Raw genomic sequence first — 20,238 nt, forward strand, 5'->3', positions numbered from 1 at the left:
ATTAATCGTCTTCTTGAACTATAACGGACATACAGTCCGTTAGGATTCCTTTTACGTTCCGAAATGGCATTTTAACGCTTCTAAGCGTTTCTTATGTCCGTTAGAATTCGAAAGAGACTATTTAGCCGATTTAACGGACTGTATGTCCTTTACAATTGCATAAGATCTGATACCTCCGAACGCATGCGGAATAATGGAGTACCTTAGAGCGGCGAATAGTCGGGGCAAAGTGCGAATGTATGGTATGGAGTACCATAGATCGGCGGACGGTCGGGGCAACGTGCGAATGTGCGGTATGGAGTGCCATAGATAGACGGACGGTTGGGACAACGTGCGAATGTGCGGTATGGAGTACCATAGATCGGCGGGCAGTCGGGACAACGTGCGAATGTATGGTATGGAGTACCATAGAACGGCGGGCAGCCGGGGCAGCGTGCGAGATCTTTTCATTCCCGTAAACTCGACGCTAGTCCCGAAAAATTACCTTTAGCTAATATCCAACTCTCTCGAACCAACGATATAATAGAAACATTCTTGTTAGGGATTGGATGAGGTTGCGGAGCCATGGATCTGAGTCGGATTGAGATGTTCAACGGATTGTCGAAGGTGGAGCTGGCCCGCATTCTCGGCATGATGGATCGGCAGGAGGAGCCGGCGGGTACGGTCCTGTTCCGGCAGGGGGATCCCGGCGACAGCATGTTCCTGATCGAGCAAGGGAAGGTGCAGCTCTATTCGGAGACGCCGGATGGGGACAGCCAGCCTCTTGCGCTGCTAAGCGAAGGCATCGCGTTCGGCGAGATGGCGCTTCTCACGGGAGAGCCCCGTTCGGCGACGGCGGTCGCCGCGAGCGACACCGTCCTCTATCGGATCGACTCGGAGATTTTCGGCAGGCTTATCGGCGAGAACGGCGCGCTATCGGCATACTTTATTCGGCTGCTCTCGCAGAGGCTTGTCCAGACGAACGACCGGCTCCAAGCCTCCAAGGAAGCGAAAGCCCGTCTCGTTCGGGAGTCGCTCGACCGGCTTCCCGAGCCGCTTCCCGAAGCGCTGTCCGCGTGCGCCATGCTGCCTTGTTTCGACGGAAGGCTGATGGAAGCTCTGTTCTCTATCGACTGGAGCGGGTTATGGGAGAAGCATCGCGAGACGCTGTCCGAATTCGTTCGCCCCATCGAGGCGTACGGGGAAGAAGGAGGCTTCGAGCTGCACGCTTCCGTGAAGCCGGTCCTGGCGGAACGGTATTTGGAGCGCCACTCGGAGAGGGAGGCGGCGCACTGGCTTCGCAAAGCCGCCGAGTATTGGATGGGGCAGGGCAGATGGGATGCCGCGGCGGCCGTCTACGCGGAGCGGGACGACTGGGACTCGGCGTTGAATATCGCCGAATGGAAGCTGCGGGCAGAGCGGGAAGCGCAGGAGCCGGAGATTGCGGCGACGGGGAGCGAGGCCGGCCCAATCCTTGCCGGACCCGCCGGCTCGGCGGGTTATGCCATGTTCGATCGCTGCCCGGCCGAGCGCTTGACATCCCGATTCGACGTGCTGAAGGCTTACCTCTCGCATTGCGCGGAACGGAGGCGGGAGGCGGGACTGCTCAAGCTCGAAGAGCTGTTGGACGATGGCGTCGCCTTCTCGACGGAGGAGACGATCGAGCTCTGCGAGCTTGGAGCGGAATTGTGCCGAGCTCTCGGCCACAAGCAGAAGGCGCTCGATTATCTTCAGCGCGCGGAGAGATTGGCGATGCATGCCGCTCAATCGGGCGGCGAAGGCGAGCTCTCCGAGAGGAGCTATCGCCTGGCGGAACAGAAGCTGAGACAGGAGAAGTCGAAGGAGCTGGCCGCGAAGGCGGGAAGCCTCTGGAAGAAGAGAGGCTGGAGCGGGGCGATCGCCGCCTGCGTGGCGCTCGGCAGCATGACCTTCTTCCACTTCGCGGACCCGATCGCGGGCTTGTCGCGGGACGGGATGGACTTCATCGGCATCGGGCTTGCGGCGGTCATTTTCTGGATGGTGAACGTCGTCGCCGACTACCTGGTCGCTCTGGTCATGGCGATGCTGTGGGTATTGGGAGGCTTGATGACGCCGGAGACCGCGCTGTCCGGCTTCGCTTCGACGACCTGGCTCTACATGCTGTTTATCCTGGCGGTCGGCGCGGCCATTACGAAGTCGGGCATTCTCTACCGATTGTCCCTTCACGCCTTGCGCAGATTCCCCTCGCATTACCGGGGGCAGCTATGGGGGCTGATCGCGGGCGGGATCGCGCTCAATCCTCTGATTCCGTCCTCGTCGGCCAAGGTGACGCTCGGCGTTCCGATCGCGAGAACGCTGTCCGAGTCGATGGGCTTCCGCGACCGCAGCGCCGGAACCGCGGGCTTAAGTCTCGCCGCGATGGTGTTCTACGGCTTCACGGCGCCGTTTATTCTGAGCGGCTCCTATACGAACGCGATGGCGTTCGGACTGGTTCCCGGCGCGAAGCTTCCGAGCTGGTTCCAATGGTTTCTTTATGCGTTGCCGGCATTCCTGATCTTCGCTTGCCTCATGCTGCTCCTGCTCAACCGAATGTTCCGCAACCCGCCGGCTTCGAGGCCGATCGTCAAGGAGACGGTGGACGAGCAGCTTCATCTTCTCGGCCGGTGGACGAAGGAGGAGCGCTGGACCGTCGGGACGGTCGTCGGCTGCATGATCCTTCTTATTCTTCAGCCTCTCCATGGCTTGGATAACGCTTGGGTCATGCTTCTCGGCTTCGGCGTCCTGCTCGTCGCGGGAGCGCTCGATACGCAAACCCTCAAGACGAGCGTGGACTGGCCGTTCCTGCTCTTCATCGGAATCGCCTTCAGCTTCGCGCAGGGGGCGGAGCAGTTGGGGATCGTCGAGGCGATGTCATCCGTATTAAGCGAGAAAATGGAGGTTTTCCTCTCTTCGCCGATGCTGTTCCTCGCGGCGGCGATGGCGCTCTCCTTCCTCGTCACCTTGGTCGTACGGGACGATCCGGCCGTCATTCTCCTCGTGATCGCTCTGCTTCCGCTTGCCGATCAGGCGGGAGTCCACCCTTGGGTGCTCATCTTCGCCATCCTGCTGGCGACCGATCCGTTCTTCTTTACCTTCCAATCGCCGACGTATCTATTGGCGTACTACAGCGCGGAGGGGAAGTCGTTCAGCCATCGCCAAGGGCAGAAGGTCGCGATCGGGTATGCCGCGGCCGTTATTGTCGCGGTTCTCGCGAGCGTTCCTTACTGGCGGTGGATCGGGTTGATTCAATAAAACGGCGCGCCTTCACGCAGCCAAAGCCGAGTCGTTCCTTCGCATAAAGGAGAGACTCGGCTTATTTTATTTCTTCGAATACGCCTTCCGCTGATGGAACGACAACGACCGATACTTGGCGGCATACTTCTTCAATTCCGGAGCGGTCAGGGACCGATAGCCGCGGTGAACGTGCTTGTTCCTGGCGGGCCGGAGCAGGCAGCTGTCCGGGTCGGCCGAATAGACATAGTTGCCGTACGTCTCGAATTCGGAGAAGGCGAACGAGCGCTTCTTGTCCATGGAGTTCAGGATCGCCGCATACCACTTGGAGCCGTGCTTGTTCTCGATCGTCCTTTTTAACCCGGCCAGCTTCTTCTTATTAAAGAGCATGTAGTGGGTGACGAAGGAAGCGGGGGCGGAGGCGCGGCGGCCGAGCAGCTTCTTGTAGGTGCGGAAGTATTCGGGCTGGCTCCAGTTGCGGGTGTAGAAAATCGTCCGTCCCCCCTTCAGGAAGCGGTGAGGGCGGATCAGGACGGTATCGGCATCGACCGTGAGGAAGTAAGCCTTCTTGCCGATCTTGTCTCCGCTCAGCTTCAGCAGCTGCTGGTACAGCCAGCCGGAGCGCTCCCAGGCGCTCGTTCCGTAACGGATATTGCTTTTCTTCAGTTTCAGCAGCGAGCTTTCCTCGATAAAAGAACAGTTTTTGCTCTTCGCGAGATTGCGGATTCTCCGGCTGTTGGGGGAAACGATGTAGATTCTTCCGATCGGGTGAGAGACGTGCTTGCGGACGCTGTCTATCGCGTGGGGCAAGGTCGCAAGGTCTTTCTCGATTGCGGGGATCAGCACGTCGATCGGGACGGCCGACCGATTCGATTCGATCCCTAGCACCGCCGGTTTGCTGGTCTCGGCCATGATAGAATCACTCTCTCCCTGGGAATAGCGTGTCGTTGGCTCATCCTATGTACCGACCGAATGGAAGGTGAGCGGAACGGGCAGGATACCTAGGAAACGAATGACAACCGGATACGCGGCGGGAGAGAGGGTGAACCTGGTGAATCCAGAGGAGCATAAGACCGAATCCGGTCCAAAAGGCGGCAAGGCGGAGCGTTTCACCAAGAGCGGCTTCATTCTATCGGCGATAGGAAGTTCGGTAGGCCTCGGCAACATGTGGAAGTTTCCTTACATAACCGGCAAACACGGAGGCGCGGCCTTCTTCGTTCTCTTCATCGGGTGTCTCCTTGTGGTGGGGCTGCCGCTGCTGCTTGCCGAGATGGCGATCGGACGGGGAGGCCGGGGAGACGCGGCAACGGCGTTCGTCCGGCTGAGCGGCAGCCGCTATTGGGCGGGGATGGGGCTGTTCACGGTCGTGACGGCTTTTGCGATCATGGCCTATTACGCCGTCGTGGCCGGGTGGACGATTCACTACACGATCGCCTCCTTCACCGGTTCGTTGTACCGCGGAGCCCCGAATTACGAGATCGTGTTCAACGACTTCGCGGGCGGTTATTGGCCGCTGTTCTGGCAAGCCGTCGTCATGCTGCTCTGCGGAGCGGTGATCGCCAGAGGGGTGTCCGGCGGGATCGAGAAGTTCAACAAAATCCTCATTCCCGGCTTTCTTATCCTGCTCCTCATCCTCATGCTCCGGTCGCTGTCCCTCTCGGGCTCATCCGCCGGAGTGAGCTTTTTCCTGGAGCCGGACTTCTCCAAGGTGGACGCCGAATCGGTGCTTATCGCGCTCGGCCATGCGTTCTTCTCGTTGTCGCTCGGAATGGGCTGCATGCTGACTTACGGTTCCTACGTGGAAAAAGAGCAATCGCTGGGGGGAGCGACGATGGCGATAGGAGGGGGAGACCTTCTGTACGCGTTCATCGCGGGACTCGTCATTTTCCCGACCGTGTTCTCCTTCGGGCTAGAGCCGGACGAAGGCGTCGGGCTTGCCTTCATGGCGCTGCCGGCGGCCTTCTCCAAGATGCCCGCGGGCTTCCTGTTCGGCGGCTTGTTCTTCCTGCTGCTCGCGATCGCGGCCCTCACGTCGGCAATCTCCATTCTGGAGGTGCCCGTCGCCTACGCGATGAACAAGTGGCGCTGGTCCCGGAGAAAGGCGGCGGTCGTCGTCTCCGTGTTGTGCTTCCTGGTCGGCATTCCGGCCGCTCTCTCCGTAGGCGGGCCGTTGACCGATGTCTCCCTGTTCGGCCGGTCCTTCTTCGATCTGTTCGATTTCGCGACGGCTTACATCATGATGCCGTTCGGGGGACTCATCGTGACGCTGTTCACGGGCTACGTGTGGAAATCCGTCGGGGAAGAGGCCGGCCTGCGAGGAGCTTTGTTCTCCGCGTGGCTTTTTCTCTTGCGGGTCGTTATCCCGGTCGTGATCGTGCTTATTTTCCTCTATTCGACGGGTCTGCTTAACCTATGATGCATGGAGGATCCGCGGGACGGACGGCGGTCGAATTCAAGCCTATTTGGCGGAACGGGCTCGAATTATGGTATGTTAGGATAAGAGTAGAGCTTATCCAAAGCCGGGGAGGAATCATGCTTGACTGTTAAACCGATTATTCTGGACGTAGATACCGGCGTGGACGACGCGCTCGCCATCGCATACGCGGTTCGATCTCCCGAGATCGAGGTGCTTGGCTTAACGACGACTTTCGGCAATATCACCGTGGAGGAAGCGACCCGCAACTCTCTTGTGGTGCTGGAGAAGCTCGGCCGCTCCGACGTTCCGGTGTACGAAGGCTCCAAGCAGCCGCTTAAACGTACGAAAAATGAATATCCGCGGCAAATCCACGGGGAGCACGGACTGGGAGAAGCCGTTTTCTCCGCGCCCGTTGCGAGCAAAGGGAACGCGCACGCCGTCGACTTCATTATCGAGACGGTCCGCGCCCGCAAGAACAAAGTGACGCTGGTGTTCGTGGGGCCGCTTACCAATCTGGCTCATGCCGTGCGGAAGGATCCCGAGATTGCCGGCCTGGTCGATCGCGTCGTCATCATGGGCGGCGCCGCCAGACGCCGGGGCAACGTGAGCGAATATGCGGAAGCGAACATCTACAGCGATCCGGAGGCGGCGGACGTCGTGTTCCGCTCCGGCCTGCCGATCACGCTGGTCGGGCTGGACGTCACGATGCAGACGCTGCTGCCGATGTCCCAGATGCCGGTATGGCGGGCCAAGGATGCCGAGCTCGGCGGCTTCTTCGCGGACATGACGGAATTCTATATTCGTTTCTACGAGTCGGCCTATCCGGGAATCGGCGGCTGCGGCCTGCACGATCCGCTGGCGATCGGCGCCGTCGTGAAGCCGGAGCTTCTGGAGACCGAGCCGATGCGGCTGGTCGTGGAGCTCTCCGGCGAGGAGCTGGCGAGAACGCGCGAGGTGCCGGGCGAGCACCCGAACGTCGACGTTTGCGTGAAGGTGGACGCGGAAGGCTTCCTGAAGCACTTTCTTAGTCGGGTAATCTAATCGAAGACAGAACCGGGGCGACCCGGTTCTGTTTTTTTTGTACCCATGTCACGTAATATGACCGCCCTTGCCCGCCGGATCGATTGTACGCCATCCTCGGCGACTTTTTTAACGTATTGTCTAAATGAAGGCCGAAATGCCGGTGCTATAATGGTCATCAAATCTAACATTGCCTGACGGACGGGCAGGCTCCCGACCGGTCTGCCGACGCTAAGAACAAGGAGATGAGCATTCCCGATGTCGATATCCTTGCCGAACGAGACGAACGGGACGATCCCCGGCTTGAAAAATTACGTGAACGGAGAATGGGTGCCCTCTTCCGCCGAGCGCTGGGAGGACGTTCCGAACCCGGCCACGGGAGAGCTGCTCGCGCGGGTGCCGCTCTCGCCGAAGGCGGACGTGGAGGCGGCGGTAGCGGCCGCGGCGGCCGCGTTCCCCGAGTGGAGCAAGACGGCGGTTCCGCGCAGGGCGAGAATTCTGTTCCGCTATCAGCAGCTTCTGGTCGAGCACTGGGAGGAGCTGGCCCGCATCGTGACGCTGGAGAACGGCAAGAGCTACTCCGAGGCCTATGGAGAGGTGCAGAGAGGCATCGAATGCGTGGAATTCGCGGCCGGGGCGCCCACCCTGATGATGGGCGGCCAGCTTCCCGACATAGCGACGGGCATCGAGTCGGGCATGTACCGCTATCCGCTCGGCGTCGTCGGCGGAATTACGCCGTTCAACTTCCCGATGATGGTGCCCTGCTGGATGTTCCCGCTGGCCATCGCCTGCGGCAACGCGTTCGTGCTTAAGCCGTCGGAGAGAACGCCGCTTCTGGCGGGAAGGCTGGCGGAGCTGTTCGCGGAAGCGGGACTTCCCGCCGGCGTGCTGAACATCGTTCACGGAGCGAAGGACGTGGTGAACGGCCTGCTCGAGAGCCCCGGGGTGAAGGCGATCTCGTTCGTCGGCTCGCAGCCTGTGGCGGAGCATGTCTATAGAACGGCAGCCGCGAACGGCAAAAGGGTGCAGGCCCTCGCCGGAGCGAAGAATCATTCGATCGTCATGCCGGACGCCGATCTCGATAACGCGGTGACGAACATCGTCGCGGCGGCCTTCGGATCGGCCGGGGAGCGCTGCATGGCGGCTTCGGTCGTCGTGGCGGTAGGGGATATCGCGGACGAGCTGGTCGGCCGCCTCGCGAAGGCGGCGGACGGGATCAGGATCGGCAACGGCTTGGACGAAGGCGTATTTCTTGGCCCCGTTATCCGCGAAGAGAACAAGAACCGGACAATCGGGTATATCGAGATTGGGGAAGCGGAAGGCGCCAAGCTCGTCCGCGACGGGAGAAAGGATGCCGAAGCCGCTTCTCAAGCGGGCTATTTCGTCGGTCCTACCATTTTCGACGAGGTGAAGCCGGGAATGAAGATTTGGAAGGACGAGATCTTCGCTCCGGTGCTCTCCGTCGTCCGGGCCAAGGATCTGGCCGAGGCGATCGCCATTTCCAACGAATCGGATTTCGCGAACGGCGCTTGCCTTTATACGGACAGCGCGAAGGCGGTTAGGCAGTTCCGCGACGAGATCGATGCCGGGATGCTGGGGATCAATCTCGGGGTGCCGGCGCCGATGGCTTTTTTTCCGTTCTCGGGGTACAAGAAGTCGTTCTACGGGGATCTCCACGCGAACGGCAGGGACGGCGTCGAATTCTACACCCGCAAAAAAATGCTCACCGCCCGCTATTAAGCGAAGGCGTACCAATAGGAACCTGAAGGAGAGGGATCCCATGATTACCGATATCGAGAATCTTGCGGCGAAGGATCGTCAATACTTGTGGCATGCGATGACTCCGTATAACGAGCAGAATCCTCCCATGATAATCGAGGAGGGCAAGGGCTCCTGGATCGCGGACGCATCCGGGAACCGGTATCTGGACGGAATGTCGGCGCTGTGGTGCGTCAATATCGGGTACGGGCGCGAGGAGCTGGCTAAGGCGGCCTACGATCAGCTTAAGAAGCTCAGCTTCGGTTCCATGCTTCAGAGCCACGAGCCCGCCATTCGGCTGGCGGAGAAGCTGAACGAATGGCTGGAAGGCGATTATGTCGTCTTCTTCTCCAACAGCGGCTCCGACGCGAACGAAGTCGCCTTCAAGATCGCCCGCCAATATCATGAACAGAACGGAGAGGGCAATCGCTACAAGATCGTCTCCCGGTATCGGGCTTATCACGGCAACTCCATGGGGGCCCTGTCCGCCACCGGGCAATCGCAGCGCAAGTTCAAGTACGAGCCGCTGGCTGCGGGCTTCCTGCACGTTCCGCCTCCCTACGGCTATCGCCGGCCGGACGGGATGAGCGTGGAGCAGTTCAATCTGCAGTGCGCCAAGGACCTGGAGCAAACCATCGTCTGGGAAGGCAAGGAGACGATCGCGGCCGTCATCATGGAGCCGGCGATTACCGGCGGCGGGGTCATCGTTCCCCATCCGGTCTACATGGAAGAAGTCGAACGCATCTGCCGCAAGCATGGGGTGCTCCTGATCATCGACGAGGTCATCTGCGGCTTCGGACGCTCCGGACGCAAGTTCGGCCACATGAACTTCGGCATCAAGCCGGATATCGTCACGATGGCCAAGGGACTGACGAGCGCTTATCTGCCTCTGTCGGCGACGGCCGTCCGCAAGGAGATCTACGAGGCGTTCAAGGGCAAGGACGACTACAGCCACTTCCGGCACGTGAACACCTTCGGCGGCAATCCGGCTTCCTGCGCGGTCGCTCTGGCCAACCTGGATATCATCGAGCGCGAAGGGCTGGTGGAACGGTCCCGGGTGCTTGGGGAGAGATTGGCTGAGAGTGCGAGAGGATGGCTGAAGCACGCGAACGTCGGAGACGTCCGCAGCTTCGGTTTTATTCTGGGCATCGAGCTCGTGGCCGACCGACGGACGAAGGAGCCGCTTCCTCTGGCGCAGGTCGCGAAGATCATCTCCGCCTGCAAGGCCAAGGGGCTTATCATCGGCAAGAACGGAGACACCGTGGACGGATTCAACAACGTTCTCACCATCGCGCCTCCGCTATCCTCGACCGACGACGATCTGGCTTTTATCGTAAGCACCTTAAGCGAAGTATTGGCGAGCATGTAAGAAGCAAGGAGGAATGAACGATGCTCATCGGTGTTCCCAAGGAGATCAAGAACAACGAGAATCGGGTAGGAATGACGCCGGGAGCCGTCGTGTCCTATAGGCAGGCCGGACATCGGGTGCTCGTGGAGACGAACGCCGGCATCGGCATCGGCTTCTCCGATCAGGACTACCGGGATGTCGGCGCCGACGTCGTGGGAACGGCCGAGGAGGCGTGGGCGGCCGAGATGGTCGTCAAGGTGAAGGAGCCTCTTCCGGAGGAATACGGGTTTTTCCGGGAGGGACTTATCCTCTATACCTATCTTCATCTCGCGCCGGAGCCGGAGCTGACGAAGGCGCTCGCGGAACGCAAGGTGACCGCGATCGCCTACGAGACGATCCAGCTCGACAACGGCAGCCTGCCGCTGCTGACCCCGATGAGCGAGGTGGCCGGCCGGATGTCCATTCAGATCGGCGCTCACTTCCTGGAGAAATCCCACGGAGGCAAAGGAGTGCTCATGAGCGGAGTGCCCGGAGTCGCGCCGGCGAAGGTCGCCGTGATCGGCGGCGGCATCGTCGGCACGAACGCCGCGCGGATCGCCCTCGGGCTCGGAGCGGACGTTGGAATCCTGGACATCAACGCGGATCGCCTCCGTCAGCTGGACGACTTGTTCCAGGGGAGGGTGAAGACGCTTATGTCCAGTCCGCACAACATCGCCGAGGCGGTTCGCGCGGCCGATCTGGTCGTCGGCGCGGTGCTCATCCCCGGGGCCAGGGCCCCTCGCCTGGTGACCGAAGAAATGGTGCGAAGCATGTCGCCGGGCTCCGTCATCGTCGACGTCGCTATCGATCAGGGCGGGTCGATCGAGACGATCGACCGGATCACGACGCACGACAATCCGACCTACGTGAAGCACGGCGTCGTTCATTACGCCGTCGCGAATATGCCGGGCGCGGTCGCCCGCACGTCGACGATCGCCCTGACGAACGTGACGACGCCATATGGGCTGCAGATCGCGTCCAAAGGCTACCGCCAAGCGGCGTTGGACAACCGGGCGCTTGCCCGGGGGATCAATGCGGCCGAAGGGAAGATCACCTTCCGCGCGGTAGCGGAGGCGCACGGTTACGCGCATACGGACGTGCAGGAGATCCTGGAAGGCCGGGCGATCTCGAATTGAAGAGGAAGCTCGCAAAAAGACTGCCTTAAGGTCATGAAACCCTAAAGGCAGTCTTTGACGTTTGCGCCTGATTTTCCTTAAGCAGTGGAAGGCTTGCCGAGGTCCGGCTCCAACACGATGGAGGCTCCGGAAGCGGGGAGCGTCACCTCCGCGACCGTTCCGCGGCCGACCTGGCTCATGAACTTCATGTAGCCTTTGTGCGTGGCGATGATCTGCTGGCTCACCATGAGGCCGAGCCCGTTGCCGGACGGCTTGGTCGAATAGAAGGGCTCGCCCAATCGGCCAAGCGCTTCTTCCGGAATGCCCTCGCCCTGGTCGATGACGCGAATCGAGACTCCCCGGTCATCGGGCAGCGATTCTCCTTCGACGCGCAGCGTGCCGCCTCCCGGCATGGCTTCCATGGCGTTCTTGATCAGGTTGATGAACACCTGCTTCAACTGGTTAGGCTCGCAGCGAACCGGCGGAAGCGCGTCCGCGCAACGAACCGAAATGTCGATGTTGTTCAGCTTAGCCTGGGACTCCAGCAGCATCACGACATCGCCGACGATGTCGGGCACGGCGGCTTCCTGGAAGCGAACCGCTTGCGGCTTGGAGAAGATCAACAGCTCGCTGACGATATGGTTGATGCGATCAAGCTCGGACACCATGATCTGCAGATAGGAAGGCTGAAGCGAGCCTTGCTCCTGCTGCAGCTGGACGAACCCGCGCAGCGTCGTCAGCGGATTGCGGATCTCGTGCGCGAACCCGGCCGCGAGCTGGCCGGCGACGGCCAGCTTCTCGGATCGCCTCAGCAGCTCCTCGGTTTTTTTCCTCTCCGTAATATTCCGCGAGATCGTCGCGATGGCGATAATCCGGTCGGCCTCGTCGCGGATGGAGGAGACGGTCAGGCTCACGTCGAGCAGCGTTCCGTCCTTCGCGTACCGCGCCGTCTCGAAGTCGGCGACCGCTCCGCCTTGCAGGACGATCTGCCGGATCCGTTCGAAATCCCGGACATGGTCGGGCGGGACGTTGTCCAATTGCCGGAGCAGGATCTCCCGCTCCTTCCACCCGTACATCGTCTCGAACGCCTTGTTCGTCTGGGTCACGTTGCCTTCCAGATCCGAGACGTGGATCGCATCGGAGGTATGGTTGACGAACGACTCCAAATACTGCTTCATGCTGCGCAGCTCTTCCGCGGATTCCTTCAGCCTGGAGGTGTGATGCTCCAGACTGTCTCCCATCGCGTTGATTCGGGAGGACAGCATTCCGAGCTCGTCCATCTTCCGGACTTCGAGCCGGCTGTTCAGCCGGCCGCGGGCCATCTCGTTGACCGTCTCGAGAATCCGGTTGATCGGCCTAAGCAGGAAGCCGGCGAGGAAGTAGCTGGCGAACAGCGCGAATGCCGCGAGGATCAAGGAGATCACGATCTGAACGAGAAGCTGGTGGTTCAGCTCCTGGCGGATCGTTTCCCCGTCGGAGACGATGCCGACGACCAGATGGTTGGCCACGTCCATCGGAATGAAGCTCTTGATCAGGCGGACTCCGCGGTCCGTATCGTGAACGGTGACGATTTTCTTCGATTCGGAAGCCTCGAGAATATGCTCGGCATCGTCCTCGTCTTGATAGAAGTAGTCCCCGAATGCGATATCCCGAACGTCGAGATTATAGACCGGGCTGCCCTTCTTGTACTTGATGATCTTCTCCTTGCCGAAAAACTGCGGGTTGAAGCCGGTGATATCCAGAACGTCGGGGTTGTCGCGAAGAATCTTGAGAATGACGGCTTCCGTGCCCGAGGAACGTTCGAAATCGAGAAACTGCTCGGCGTTGATAAAAGGATTGATAAGATAATTCGTCGTCCCGTCGTAGTAGTAGCCCCACTTGTCCACACGGTCCGGGTTCGTCGTCGAGAAGTTGATCGGGCCCGTCCAGTAATTTTTCAGCTTCTCCCCTTGCGGGATCGTCACTTCCCGATTCTCGAACAACTGGGTGAAGGCGGTGAACCAGTAGTCCCACGTCTTCGAGCTTTGCCCCAGCTCGTCCGGATCGGAGGAGCGGGCAACGACGATATCGCCGTCATCCTCGCGAACCCACAGGGTCAGATTGTCGATTCCGAGTTCCGCGCTAAGCTCGACGAGCTCTTCGTTCGTCACGCCCGCAATGTCCGGATCGAGCCTCTCCTTGGCGGCCAGTGCCGCATTCCGGAGCATGACGCCCGCGGAATCCTCCATATACTTGCGGGATTTCTGCGTCGCCTCCACGGTAGCGCTGATCTGCTTGGCGATGATGCCCATCTGATTCTCGGTGCGCCGCTCCAGATCGTTCTTCGTCGAATAATAATAGATCGATATATTAAGGATTAAGATGATCGCAACAAGCGCGCTGATGAAGGCTGCGATCTTCGCTTTAATGGTCAATGGGATGTGCCTCCGGCTGTGTGTACTATTATTCATTAGACAACGGCCGCTAAACAGCTGTCAATTAGAAGGATTTGAGCGCAAACCCAATAAACGAGGGCTAGGCAGGGGGAGTTTGTCTTTCTTCACGGGTAGACATAGGCCGGATGGGACAGCCTAAGACGATGGATTGACAATGCGATAAAATGTAACTATTATAGTTACAGGTAAATGCTAAAAATTCAGAGTGAATCGGGAGGAACCATAAATGGCTAAAATCGGAGTAATCGGCGCAAACGGCAAAGCGGGCAGCAACATCGTGAAGGAAGCGGCAAGCCGCGGGCATGAGGTGACGGCGATCGTCCGCGACGCCTCCAAGGCGCCGGCGGAAGCCGGGAACGTTCTCGCGAAGGAACTGTTCGAGCTGACGGCGGCCGATCTGAAGGCGTTCGACGTCGTCGTCAACGCGGTCGGCTTCTTCGAGAAGCCGGAGCTGAACGTGACGGGCGGCAAGCACCTGATCGACATCCTCGGCGGCAGCGACACGAGATTGATCGTCGTCGGCGGCGCGGGCAGCCTGTACGTCGATCCGGAAGAGAAGGTTCAGTTGTTCACGACGCCGGGATTCCCGGAGATGTTCCGCCCGCTAGCGACGAGCCAAGGGCAGAACCTGGCGGACCTGCAGGCCTCCAGCGGCGTGAAATGGACCTTCGTCAGCCCGTCCGCGGAATTCGCGCTGGGCCGCAGAACCGGTTCGTACAAGAAAGGCAAAAATCGCCTGCTCGTGAACTCCAAGGGCGACAGCTACGTCAGCTACGAGGACTATGCGATCGCCATCGTCGACGAGATCGAGAAGGCGGAGCACGTGAACGAACGGTTCACGGTCGTCTCGGAACGCTAAGTTCGGCAGTTCGCAATAGCTTAGGAATAGGGGCAGTCCCGCGGTCGGTTTTGGCCGTCGGACTGCCCTTTCTTTTCGCTTAAATTCGCCATTATTCGTCATCAACCGCTAGAAACGACTATTTTTCAACAGAAAATGGATTCATTAACCCTCGTTAATCGTCTATAATCGTTCCTATAGAGGATTATTATGGAATGGGGGTTCGTGATGGATCGAGAATGGAGAGCTAGCGCAAAGTTCCTGATTGTCGACGATCAAGAATACAACATCAGTCTGCTCAATCGGATATTGCGCCGCGCCCAGTACGAGCATCTTCATAGCACGACGAACCCCGGAGAGCTGATGTCGCTGTTCCAAGAGATTCAGCCGGATATTATTCTGCTGGACCTGCATATGCCGGAGGTTGACGGCTTTACTCTTCTCAAGCAGCTAAGCGAACGGATCGGCGACGGGGAGTATTTGCCCATCATCGTGCTGACGGCCGACGCCACTCCGGAGGCGAGGGCGGAGGCTCTTCGCCTGGGAGCGAACGATTTCGTCACGAAGCCGCTCGATAGGCTGGAAGTCGTGCTGCGAATCAACAATCTGCTTAAGACGAGGTTCTACCATCTTCAGCTGCAGGATCAGAATCAGCGGCTGGAAGACCGGATCAGCGAGCGGACCAAGGCGCTGGAGCACGCGAAGCACGAGATTCTGGAGCTGCTCGGCCGTACGTCCGAGTACAGGGACGACGAGACGGGCCAGCATACGCAGCGCGTCGGCCAGATGGCGTTCGAGATCGCGGCGGAGCTCGGGCTGCCCGAGGAGGAGGCGCAGCTGATCCGACAGGCGACGCCCCTGCACGACATCGGCAAGATCGGCATCCCGGACAGCATCCTGCTGAAGCCGGGGCGATTCACTCCGGAAGAGATGGAGCAGATGAAGAAGCACACCTTGATCGGCGCGAGCATTCTGGAAGGAAGCGTGTTCCCCGCCCTTCAGCTTGCCGGAACGATCGCGGAGACACACCATGAGAAATGGAACGGAATGGGCTACCCGAAGGGGCTGAAGCAAGAGGAGATTCCGCTTGCCGGAAGGATCGTCGCGCTTGCCGATTTCTACGATGCGCTGACGAACGAACGGCCCTATAAGAGAGCATGGACCCACGAGGAAGCTATGGCGGAGATCGAGAACCAGAGAGGCCAGCATTTCGATCCGGAGGTCGTCGAGGCGTTCATGCGGGTCATGCGTCGGAAGGAGAACAATCGGGGCGTCTCCTAGGCGACATTGAGGAGGGAAGCGGATGGAGAGCATGCATGCGGAGCTTGCCGCCTTGCGAGGCGAGCTGGAGCGGGAGAGGAACGAACGCATTAAGGCGGAACGGCTGGCGGAGCGGAAGGAGGAAGAGAACGGCAGGCTGACTAACGAGCTCCGGCTGCTGAACGATCGGCTGGAAGCTATGGTCAGCGAACGGACGGCGGAGCTGGAGAAGGCCAGGGACGAAGCCGTCGAAGCCAACCGGACGAAGAGCCAATTCCTTGCGAACATGAGCCATGAGCTGCGCACGCCGCTGAACGCCATTATCGGATACAGCGAGATGCTAAGGGAGGAAGCGGAGGAAGCCGACGTTCTGGGCATCGCGGAGGATCTGGGGAAGATCCATCAGGCGGGCAAGCATCTGTTAACGCTCATTAACGATATTCTGGATCTATCCAAGATCGAAGCGGGGAAGATGGACCTGTATCTGGAGACGTGCGATTTGCCGAGCCTGATTCAAGACGTCGTCACGACGGTAACCCCCCTGATCGAGCAGAAAGGCAATCGTCTGACGGTGGAGGTTCAGCCCGGTGAGCTGCGGACGGACGTCACGAAGCTGAGGCAGATCCTGTTCAACCTGCTCAGCAACGCGGGCAAGTTCACGAGCGAGGGGAGCATCTCGCTTACCGCGGCGTTCGGGGAGGAGCTGGGCAAGCCGGGCGTGCTTTTCCGCGTGAAGGATACGGGGATCGGAATGACGGAGGAACAGATGGATCATCTGTTCCAAGCCTTTAGGCAGGCGGATTCCTCCACGACGAAGAAATACGGGGGAACGGGGCTCGGGCTCGCGATCAGCCAGAAGCTCTGTCATATGCTGGAGGGACGGATCGAAGCGGCCAGCGTATTCGGGCAAGGCAGCACGTTCTCGGTATATCTCCCTCTTCTTCGCGAGGAAGAGCAAGAGGCAGGCCTCCCCTCCGCGCCGTTCGGCGCCAAGGCGGCCGCGGACACGGTGCTCGTCATCGACGACGACCCGACGGCTCTCCATCTGATGCAGAGACTGCTGGGCAAGGAAGGCTGCTCGGTGGCGCTGGCCCGAAGCGGCCAGGAGGGAATTCGCTTGGCCAGAGAGCTGCAGCCGAAGCTAATCTCGCTGGACGTGCTGATGCCGGGCATGGACGGCTGGAGCGTGCTCGCCGAGCTGAAGAACGATCCGCAGACCGCGTCTATCCCGGTCATCATGATCTCGATGACGGACGAGAAGAGCTTGGGCTATGCTCTGGGCGCGTCGGAATTTCTGACGAAGCCGGTTTACAAGGAGAGACTGATTGCCGCGCTGGACAAGTACGTACCCAAACGCCAGGTGGATCCGATTCTGATCATCGAGGACGATGCGACGACCAGCCAGATGATGACCTACATGCTGGAGCGCGAGGGGTATCGGGTTCATCGCGCGGAGGACGGGCAGAAGGCTCTGGATCTCCTGGAGAAGCTGGAGCCGAAGCTGATCCTTCTGGATCTTATGATGCCGAACATGGACGGCTTCGAGTTCGTGGAGAAGCTTCGCGAGCGAAGAGCGGGGACGAGCGGAAGCTTGCCGATTATCGTCCTGACGGCCAAGGATATCACCGAGGAAGATCGGCGGCGCTTGAACGGGTTCGCGGAGAAAATCGTCCAGAAGGGGAGCTTCCGCCGCGAGCGGCTGCTGGAGGAAATCCGCTTCTTGCTTAACGGAGCCGGACGGGAGTCATCCCGGCCGGCGGAGAAAGGCGACTAATCGATCGGAGGCGCGAGGAAGATGGCCAAGATTCTGCTAGTGGAAGATAACGAGTTGAACCGGGACATGCTGTCGCGCCGGCTGCAGAGAAAGGGCTTCGAGGTCGTCATGGCCATCGACGGGGAGAAGGGAGTGGAAGCCGCCCGGACGGAATCTCCCGATCTTATCCTGATGGACATGAGCCTTCCCGTTCTGGACGGCTGGTCGGCCACCCGCGCGTTGAAGGCGGAGGAGAGGACGAGGTCGATCCCGATTATCGCCCTGACCGCGCACGCGATGGCAAGCGACCGGGAGAAAGCGCTTGATGCCGGCTGCGACGACTTCGACACGAAGCCGGTGGAATGGCTGCGGCTGCTTGGCAAGATCGAACGGCATTTGAACCTCTCGGGCAGCAGAGCGTAGGAGAAGCCGCCGCCGCTTCGGAGAACCCTCGCCGCCGCATATTCGGATCGCTTCGGGGAACAATCAAAGGAAGCGTAAGATTCCGATGCCCGAAGGAGCGATGCGAACATGTCGAGGAGAAGAAACAAGCGTCCGGCCGTGGACGGGGCGGAGCAGGCGCTTCGGACGCTGAAGGCGGACGTCATGCGCAAGGAGGGCTTCGCCGTCGATCCCGCGAGGCCGGACGACGTGAAGTATGAGGTCGCGGAGTCTCTCGGCGTGCCGTTGAGCCCCGGAGACAACGGCAGGCTGACGACCGAGTCGGTCGGCCATGTCGGAGGCCGGATCGGCGGCAGCATGGTGCGCGAGATGATCCGGATGGCGCAGGAGAAGCTGTCCAGGCAGCAGGGAGACAGCTAACCAAAACAAATCCCTTTAGAAAGCAGCGCGCGGCGAAAGGGCCGTCGACGCTTTCTAAAGGGATTTTTCGCGTTCGGGTTAGAAATCGAAGTGATCCGGATCCGGCCCGACGCGACGATTCTCGTTAAGGGCATCGATCGCCTTCATCTCTTCCGGCGACAGCTCGAAATCGTACACGGAGGCGTTCTCCACGATGCGGGGCTCGCGGATCGACTTCGGAATCGTCACGATGCCGTGCTGCAGATCCCAGCGGAGGATGACCTGGGCGACCGACTTGCCGTGCTTCTCGGCGATCGCTTTAAGGTCGGGCTGATCCAGAAGTTGGCCTTGCATAAGAGGGGACCATGCCTCGACTTGAATTCCTTGCTCCTTGCAGAACGCCCGAAGCTCTTCTTGGGTCAGCCGCGGATGGAGCTCCACTTGGTTGATCGCCGGCTTCGTCTCCGCGTTCCGCATCAAGTCCTGCAGATGGTGAACCTGGAAGTTGCTGACGCCGATCGCCAGGACGCGGCCGTTCTTGTACAGCGTCTCCAGAGCTCTCCAGGCCTCCTTGTACTTGCCTTGAACCGGCCAGTGGATCAAATACAGGTCCAAGTAATCGAGGCCAAGCCGCTTAAGGCTGGCTTCATATGCGGCGAGCGTCGCTTCGTAGCCGAGGTCGCTGTTCCACACCTTCGAGGTAATGAAGAGGTCCTCGCGCTTCAAGCCGGATTCCGCCAACGCTTCGCGGATTCCCTGTCCGACGCTGGTCTCGTTCTGATAGATGGCCGCGGTGTCGATGCTGCGGTAGCCGTGACGAACGGCCGCCTTCAGCGCTTCGACCAGATCGCGGCCCTCCTCCACCTGGAAAACCCCGATGCCGAGGCGAGGCATGGAGACTCCGTTGATGAGCGTCACGGTATCTTGAATGGTAAGTTGACTCATGGTTAAATTCCTCCATATGAATGATTGGTCGAGCCCTCTTGAACGGCATCGTTCCCGGACTTCGCCTTAGGATGGCCTTCCAGCTTGCGGCTCCATGCGGTCAGGGCGACGGCAATCGCCACCATGATCGAGCCGACCCAAGCCGTATGGACGAGCCCGAGGGAGTCCGTGACCAGCCCGCCTACGTAGGCGCCGATCGCGATGCCCGCGTTGAACGCGGCAATATTAAAGGCGGAAGCGACATCCACCGCTTTCGGCGCGTACTTTTCCGCCAGAATAACGACATACACCTGCAAGCCCGGCACGTTCATGAACGCGAGCAGCCCCATGAAGAAGACGGTCGCGAGGCCGGCGGCCGGAAGCGGCGCGGTAAACGTCAGGACCAGAAGCACGACGGCCTGAACGATAAACATGTAGAGCAAGGCTTGAAGCGGATTGCGGTTCGCCAGCCTGCCTCCGACGACGTTGCCGATCGCGATGGCGATGCCGTACAGGAGGAGAATCGCCGCGACCGTGCTCTCCGCGAAGCCCGTCACCTCATGCAGCAGAGGGGACAGGTAGGTGAACACGACGAACGTGCCCCCGTATCCGAGCGCGGTGATGGCGAAGACGAGCAGGATCCTCACGTTGGAGAGAAGCTTGGCTTGTTCGCGGAACGGGGTTCTCGCGCTTTGCCTTAAGCCGCGGGGCACCAGCAGGACGTTCGCGATCAAAGCGGCGATGCCGATCGCGGCGATCGCCCAGAAGGAGACTCGCCAGCCCCAGTGCTGGCCGAGATACGTTCCGAGCGGAACGCCGGTTACCGTCGCGATCGTCAGTCCCGAGAACATGATCGAGATCGCGCTCGCCCGGCGATCGGACGGAACCAGATCCGCCGCTATCGTCGACCCGATGGACATGAAGATCCCGTGGGCGAAGGCGGACAGCACCCTGGCGACGAACAGAAGCAATGCGCTCGTTGCGGCGGCCGCAAGGCTATTGCCCGCGATGAAGACGAGCATGATTCCGATTAGCAGCGTTTTGCGCGGTACCCGGGACGTCAGCGAGGTGAGCACCGGGGCTCCGAACGTGACGCCCAGCGCGTAGAGCGTTACCGTCAATCCCGCCGTCGCGACGGAGATTCGAAGATCGTCCGAGATGAGCGGAAGCAAGCCGACGCTGATGAATTCGGTCGTTCCTATGGCGAACGCGCTGACCGCGAGGGCCAGAAGCGCTAATGTGCTATTTCGTTTGTCGAGCATAATCTATGCCTCCTTACAGCTTGGCGTTGCCGGCCGGCAAG

Annotated in this window: 15 protein-coding genes; 11 read left to right on the forward strand and 4 right to left on the reverse strand. The window is 60.1% G+C overall.

All coding sequences use genetic code 11. The annotated features are described in order from the left end of the window. Positions 1-564 precede the first annotated feature (564 nt). Positions 565-3,249 (forward strand): SLC13 family permease, encoded by a 2,685-nt coding sequence (locus H7B67_RS09675; RefSeq protein ID WP_185119588.1) that lies wholly within the window; start codon positions 565-567, stop codon positions 3,247-3,249. Positions 3,250-3,315: 66 nt separating this feature from the next. Here the strand turns inward: H7B67_RS09675 and H7B67_RS09680 are convergent, their stop codons facing one another. Beyond that, positions 3,316-4,140 carry a DUF6492 family protein gene (locus H7B67_RS09680; RefSeq protein ID WP_185119589.1) on the reverse strand — a complete coding sequence of 275 codons (825 nt, stop codon included), beginning with the start codon at positions 4,138-4,140 and terminating at the stop codon, positions 3,316-3,318. 100 nt (positions 4,141-4,240) lie between these two features. On the opposite strand from H7B67_RS09680, the gene H7B67_RS09685 reads away from it, so the two are divergent. The 5 genes from H7B67_RS09685 (at position 4,241) to ald (ending at position 10,945) form a co-directional block, all read left to right on the forward strand. After that, the gene (locus H7B67_RS09685; protein WP_185119590.1) at positions 4,241-5,644 is read left to right on the forward strand and encodes a sodium-dependent transporter; all 1,404 of its coding nucleotides are present in this window, start codon (positions 4,241-4,243) and stop codon (positions 5,642-5,644) included. A 120-nt stretch (positions 5,645-5,764) separates the two neighbouring features. Further along, a complete protein-coding gene (locus H7B67_RS09690; RefSeq protein ID WP_185119591.1) occupies positions 5,765-6,685 on the forward strand; it encodes a nucleoside hydrolase in 921 nt (306 codons plus the stop codon). 237 nt (positions 6,686-6,922) lie between these two features. Then, on the forward strand, positions 6,923-8,404 hold the full coding sequence (locus tag H7B67_RS09695) for a CoA-acylating methylmalonate-semialdehyde dehydrogenase (RefSeq protein WP_185119592.1): 1,482 nt from the start codon (positions 6,923-6,925) through the stop codon (positions 8,402-8,404). Positions 8,405-8,444: 40 nt separating this feature from the next. After that, a complete protein-coding gene (locus H7B67_RS09700; RefSeq protein WP_185119593.1) occupies positions 8,445-9,791 on the forward strand; it encodes an aspartate aminotransferase family protein in 1,347 nt (448 codons plus the stop codon). Between the two features lie 20 nt (positions 9,792-9,811). Next, entirely contained in the window at positions 9,812-10,945 is a 1,134-nt protein-coding gene (gene ald, locus H7B67_RS09705) for an alanine dehydrogenase (protein WP_185119594.1), read from the forward strand. 77 nt (positions 10,946-11,022) lie between these two features. On the opposite strand, the gene H7B67_RS09710 is transcribed toward ald, so the two are convergent. After that, complete coding sequence (locus H7B67_RS09710) at positions 11,023-13,338, reverse strand: ATP-binding protein (RefSeq protein WP_245363147.1); 2,316 nt, start codon at positions 13,336-13,338, stop codon at positions 11,023-11,025. 247 nt (positions 13,339-13,585) lie between these two features. Between H7B67_RS09710 and H7B67_RS09715 the strand changes: the two genes are divergently transcribed. The 5 genes from H7B67_RS09715 (at position 13,586) to H7B67_RS09735 (ending at position 18,032) form a co-directional block, all read left to right on the forward strand. Continuing rightward, the gene (locus H7B67_RS09715; protein ID WP_185119595.1) at positions 13,586-14,218 is read left to right on the forward strand and encodes an NAD(P)-dependent oxidoreductase; all 633 of its coding nucleotides are present in this window, start codon (positions 13,586-13,588) and stop codon (positions 14,216-14,218) included. A gap of 207 nt (positions 14,219-14,425) precedes the next feature. After that, positions 14,426-15,478, forward strand: a complete 1,053-nt coding sequence (locus tag H7B67_RS09720) for an HD domain-containing phosphohydrolase (protein ID WP_185119596.1) — start codon at positions 14,426-14,428, stop codon at positions 15,476-15,478. 22 nt (positions 15,479-15,500) lie between these two features. Beyond that, entirely contained in the window at positions 15,501-17,231 is a 1,731-nt protein-coding gene (locus H7B67_RS09725; RefSeq protein ID WP_185119597.1) for a hybrid sensor histidine kinase/response regulator, read from the forward strand. Between the two features lie 21 nt (positions 17,232-17,252). After that, entirely contained in the window at positions 17,253-17,633 is a 381-nt protein-coding gene (locus tag H7B67_RS09730; protein ID WP_185119598.1) for a response regulator, read from the forward strand. Between the two features lie 108 nt (positions 17,634-17,741). After that, positions 17,742-18,032 (forward strand): alpha/beta-type small acid-soluble spore protein, encoded by a 291-nt coding sequence (locus tag H7B67_RS09735; protein WP_185119599.1) that lies wholly within the window; start codon positions 17,742-17,744, stop codon positions 18,030-18,032. A gap of 78 nt (positions 18,033-18,110) precedes the next feature. Here H7B67_RS09735 and H7B67_RS09740 read toward each other — a convergent pair whose 3' ends face one another. Both H7B67_RS09740 and H7B67_RS09745 read right to left on the reverse strand, forming a co-directional pair. Then, positions 18,111-18,956, reverse strand: a complete 846-nt coding sequence (locus H7B67_RS09740) for an aldo/keto reductase (protein WP_185119600.1) — start codon at positions 18,954-18,956, stop codon at positions 18,111-18,113. A 2-nt stretch (positions 18,957-18,958) separates the two neighbouring features. Further along, a complete protein-coding gene (locus H7B67_RS09745) occupies positions 18,959-20,200 on the reverse strand; it encodes an MFS transporter (RefSeq protein ID WP_185119682.1) in 1,242 nt (413 codons plus the stop codon). Positions 20,201-20,238 lie beyond the last annotated feature (38 nt).

Source organism: Cohnella thailandensis, assembly GCF_014212135.1.
Taxonomy (GTDB): Bacteria; Bacillota; Bacilli; order Paenibacillales; family Paenibacillaceae; genus Cohnella; species Cohnella thailandensis.

Bases quoted from the DNA above. Each gene is read 5' to 3' on its own strand.
- H7B67_RS09715 (WP_185119595.1), top strand. From the start codon at position 13,586: ATGGCTAAAATCGGAGTAATCGGCGCAAACGGCAAAGCGGGCAGCAAC.
- ald (WP_185119594.1), top strand. From the start codon at position 9,812: ATGCTCATCGGTGTTCCCAAGGAGATCAAGAACAACGAGAATCGGGTA.
- H7B67_RS09695 (WP_185119592.1), top strand. From the start codon at position 6,923: ATGTCGATATCCTTGCCGAACGAGACGAACGGGACGATCCCCGGCTTG.
- H7B67_RS09685 (WP_185119590.1), top strand. From the start codon at position 4,241: ATGACAACCGGATACGCGGCGGGAGAGAGGGTGAACCTGGTGAATCCA.
- H7B67_RS09740 (WP_185119600.1), bottom strand. From the start codon at position 18,956: ATGAGTCAACTTACCATTCAAGATACCGTGACGCTCATCAACGGAGTC.
- H7B67_RS09675 (WP_185119588.1), top strand. From the start codon at position 565: ATGGATCTGAGTCGGATTGAGATGTTCAACGGATTGTCGAAGGTGGAG.
- H7B67_RS09730 (WP_185119598.1), top strand. From the start codon at position 17,253: ATGGCCAAGATTCTGCTAGTGGAAGATAACGAGTTGAACCGGGACATG.
- H7B67_RS09720 (WP_185119596.1), top strand. From the start codon at position 14,426: ATGGATCGAGAATGGAGAGCTAGCGCAAAGTTCCTGATTGTCGACGAT.
- H7B67_RS09725 (WP_185119597.1), top strand. From the start codon at position 15,501: ATGGAGAGCATGCATGCGGAGCTTGCCGCCTTGCGAGGCGAGCTGGAG.
- H7B67_RS09735 (WP_185119599.1), top strand. From the start codon at position 17,742: ATGTCGAGGAGAAGAAACAAGCGTCCGGCCGTGGACGGGGCGGAGCAG.
- H7B67_RS09700 (WP_185119593.1), top strand. From the start codon at position 8,445: ATGATTACCGATATCGAGAATCTTGCGGCGAAGGATCGTCAATACTTG.
- H7B67_RS09680 (WP_185119589.1), bottom strand. From the start codon at position 4,140: ATGGCCGAGACCAGCAAACCGGCGGTGCTAGGGATCGAATCGAATCGG.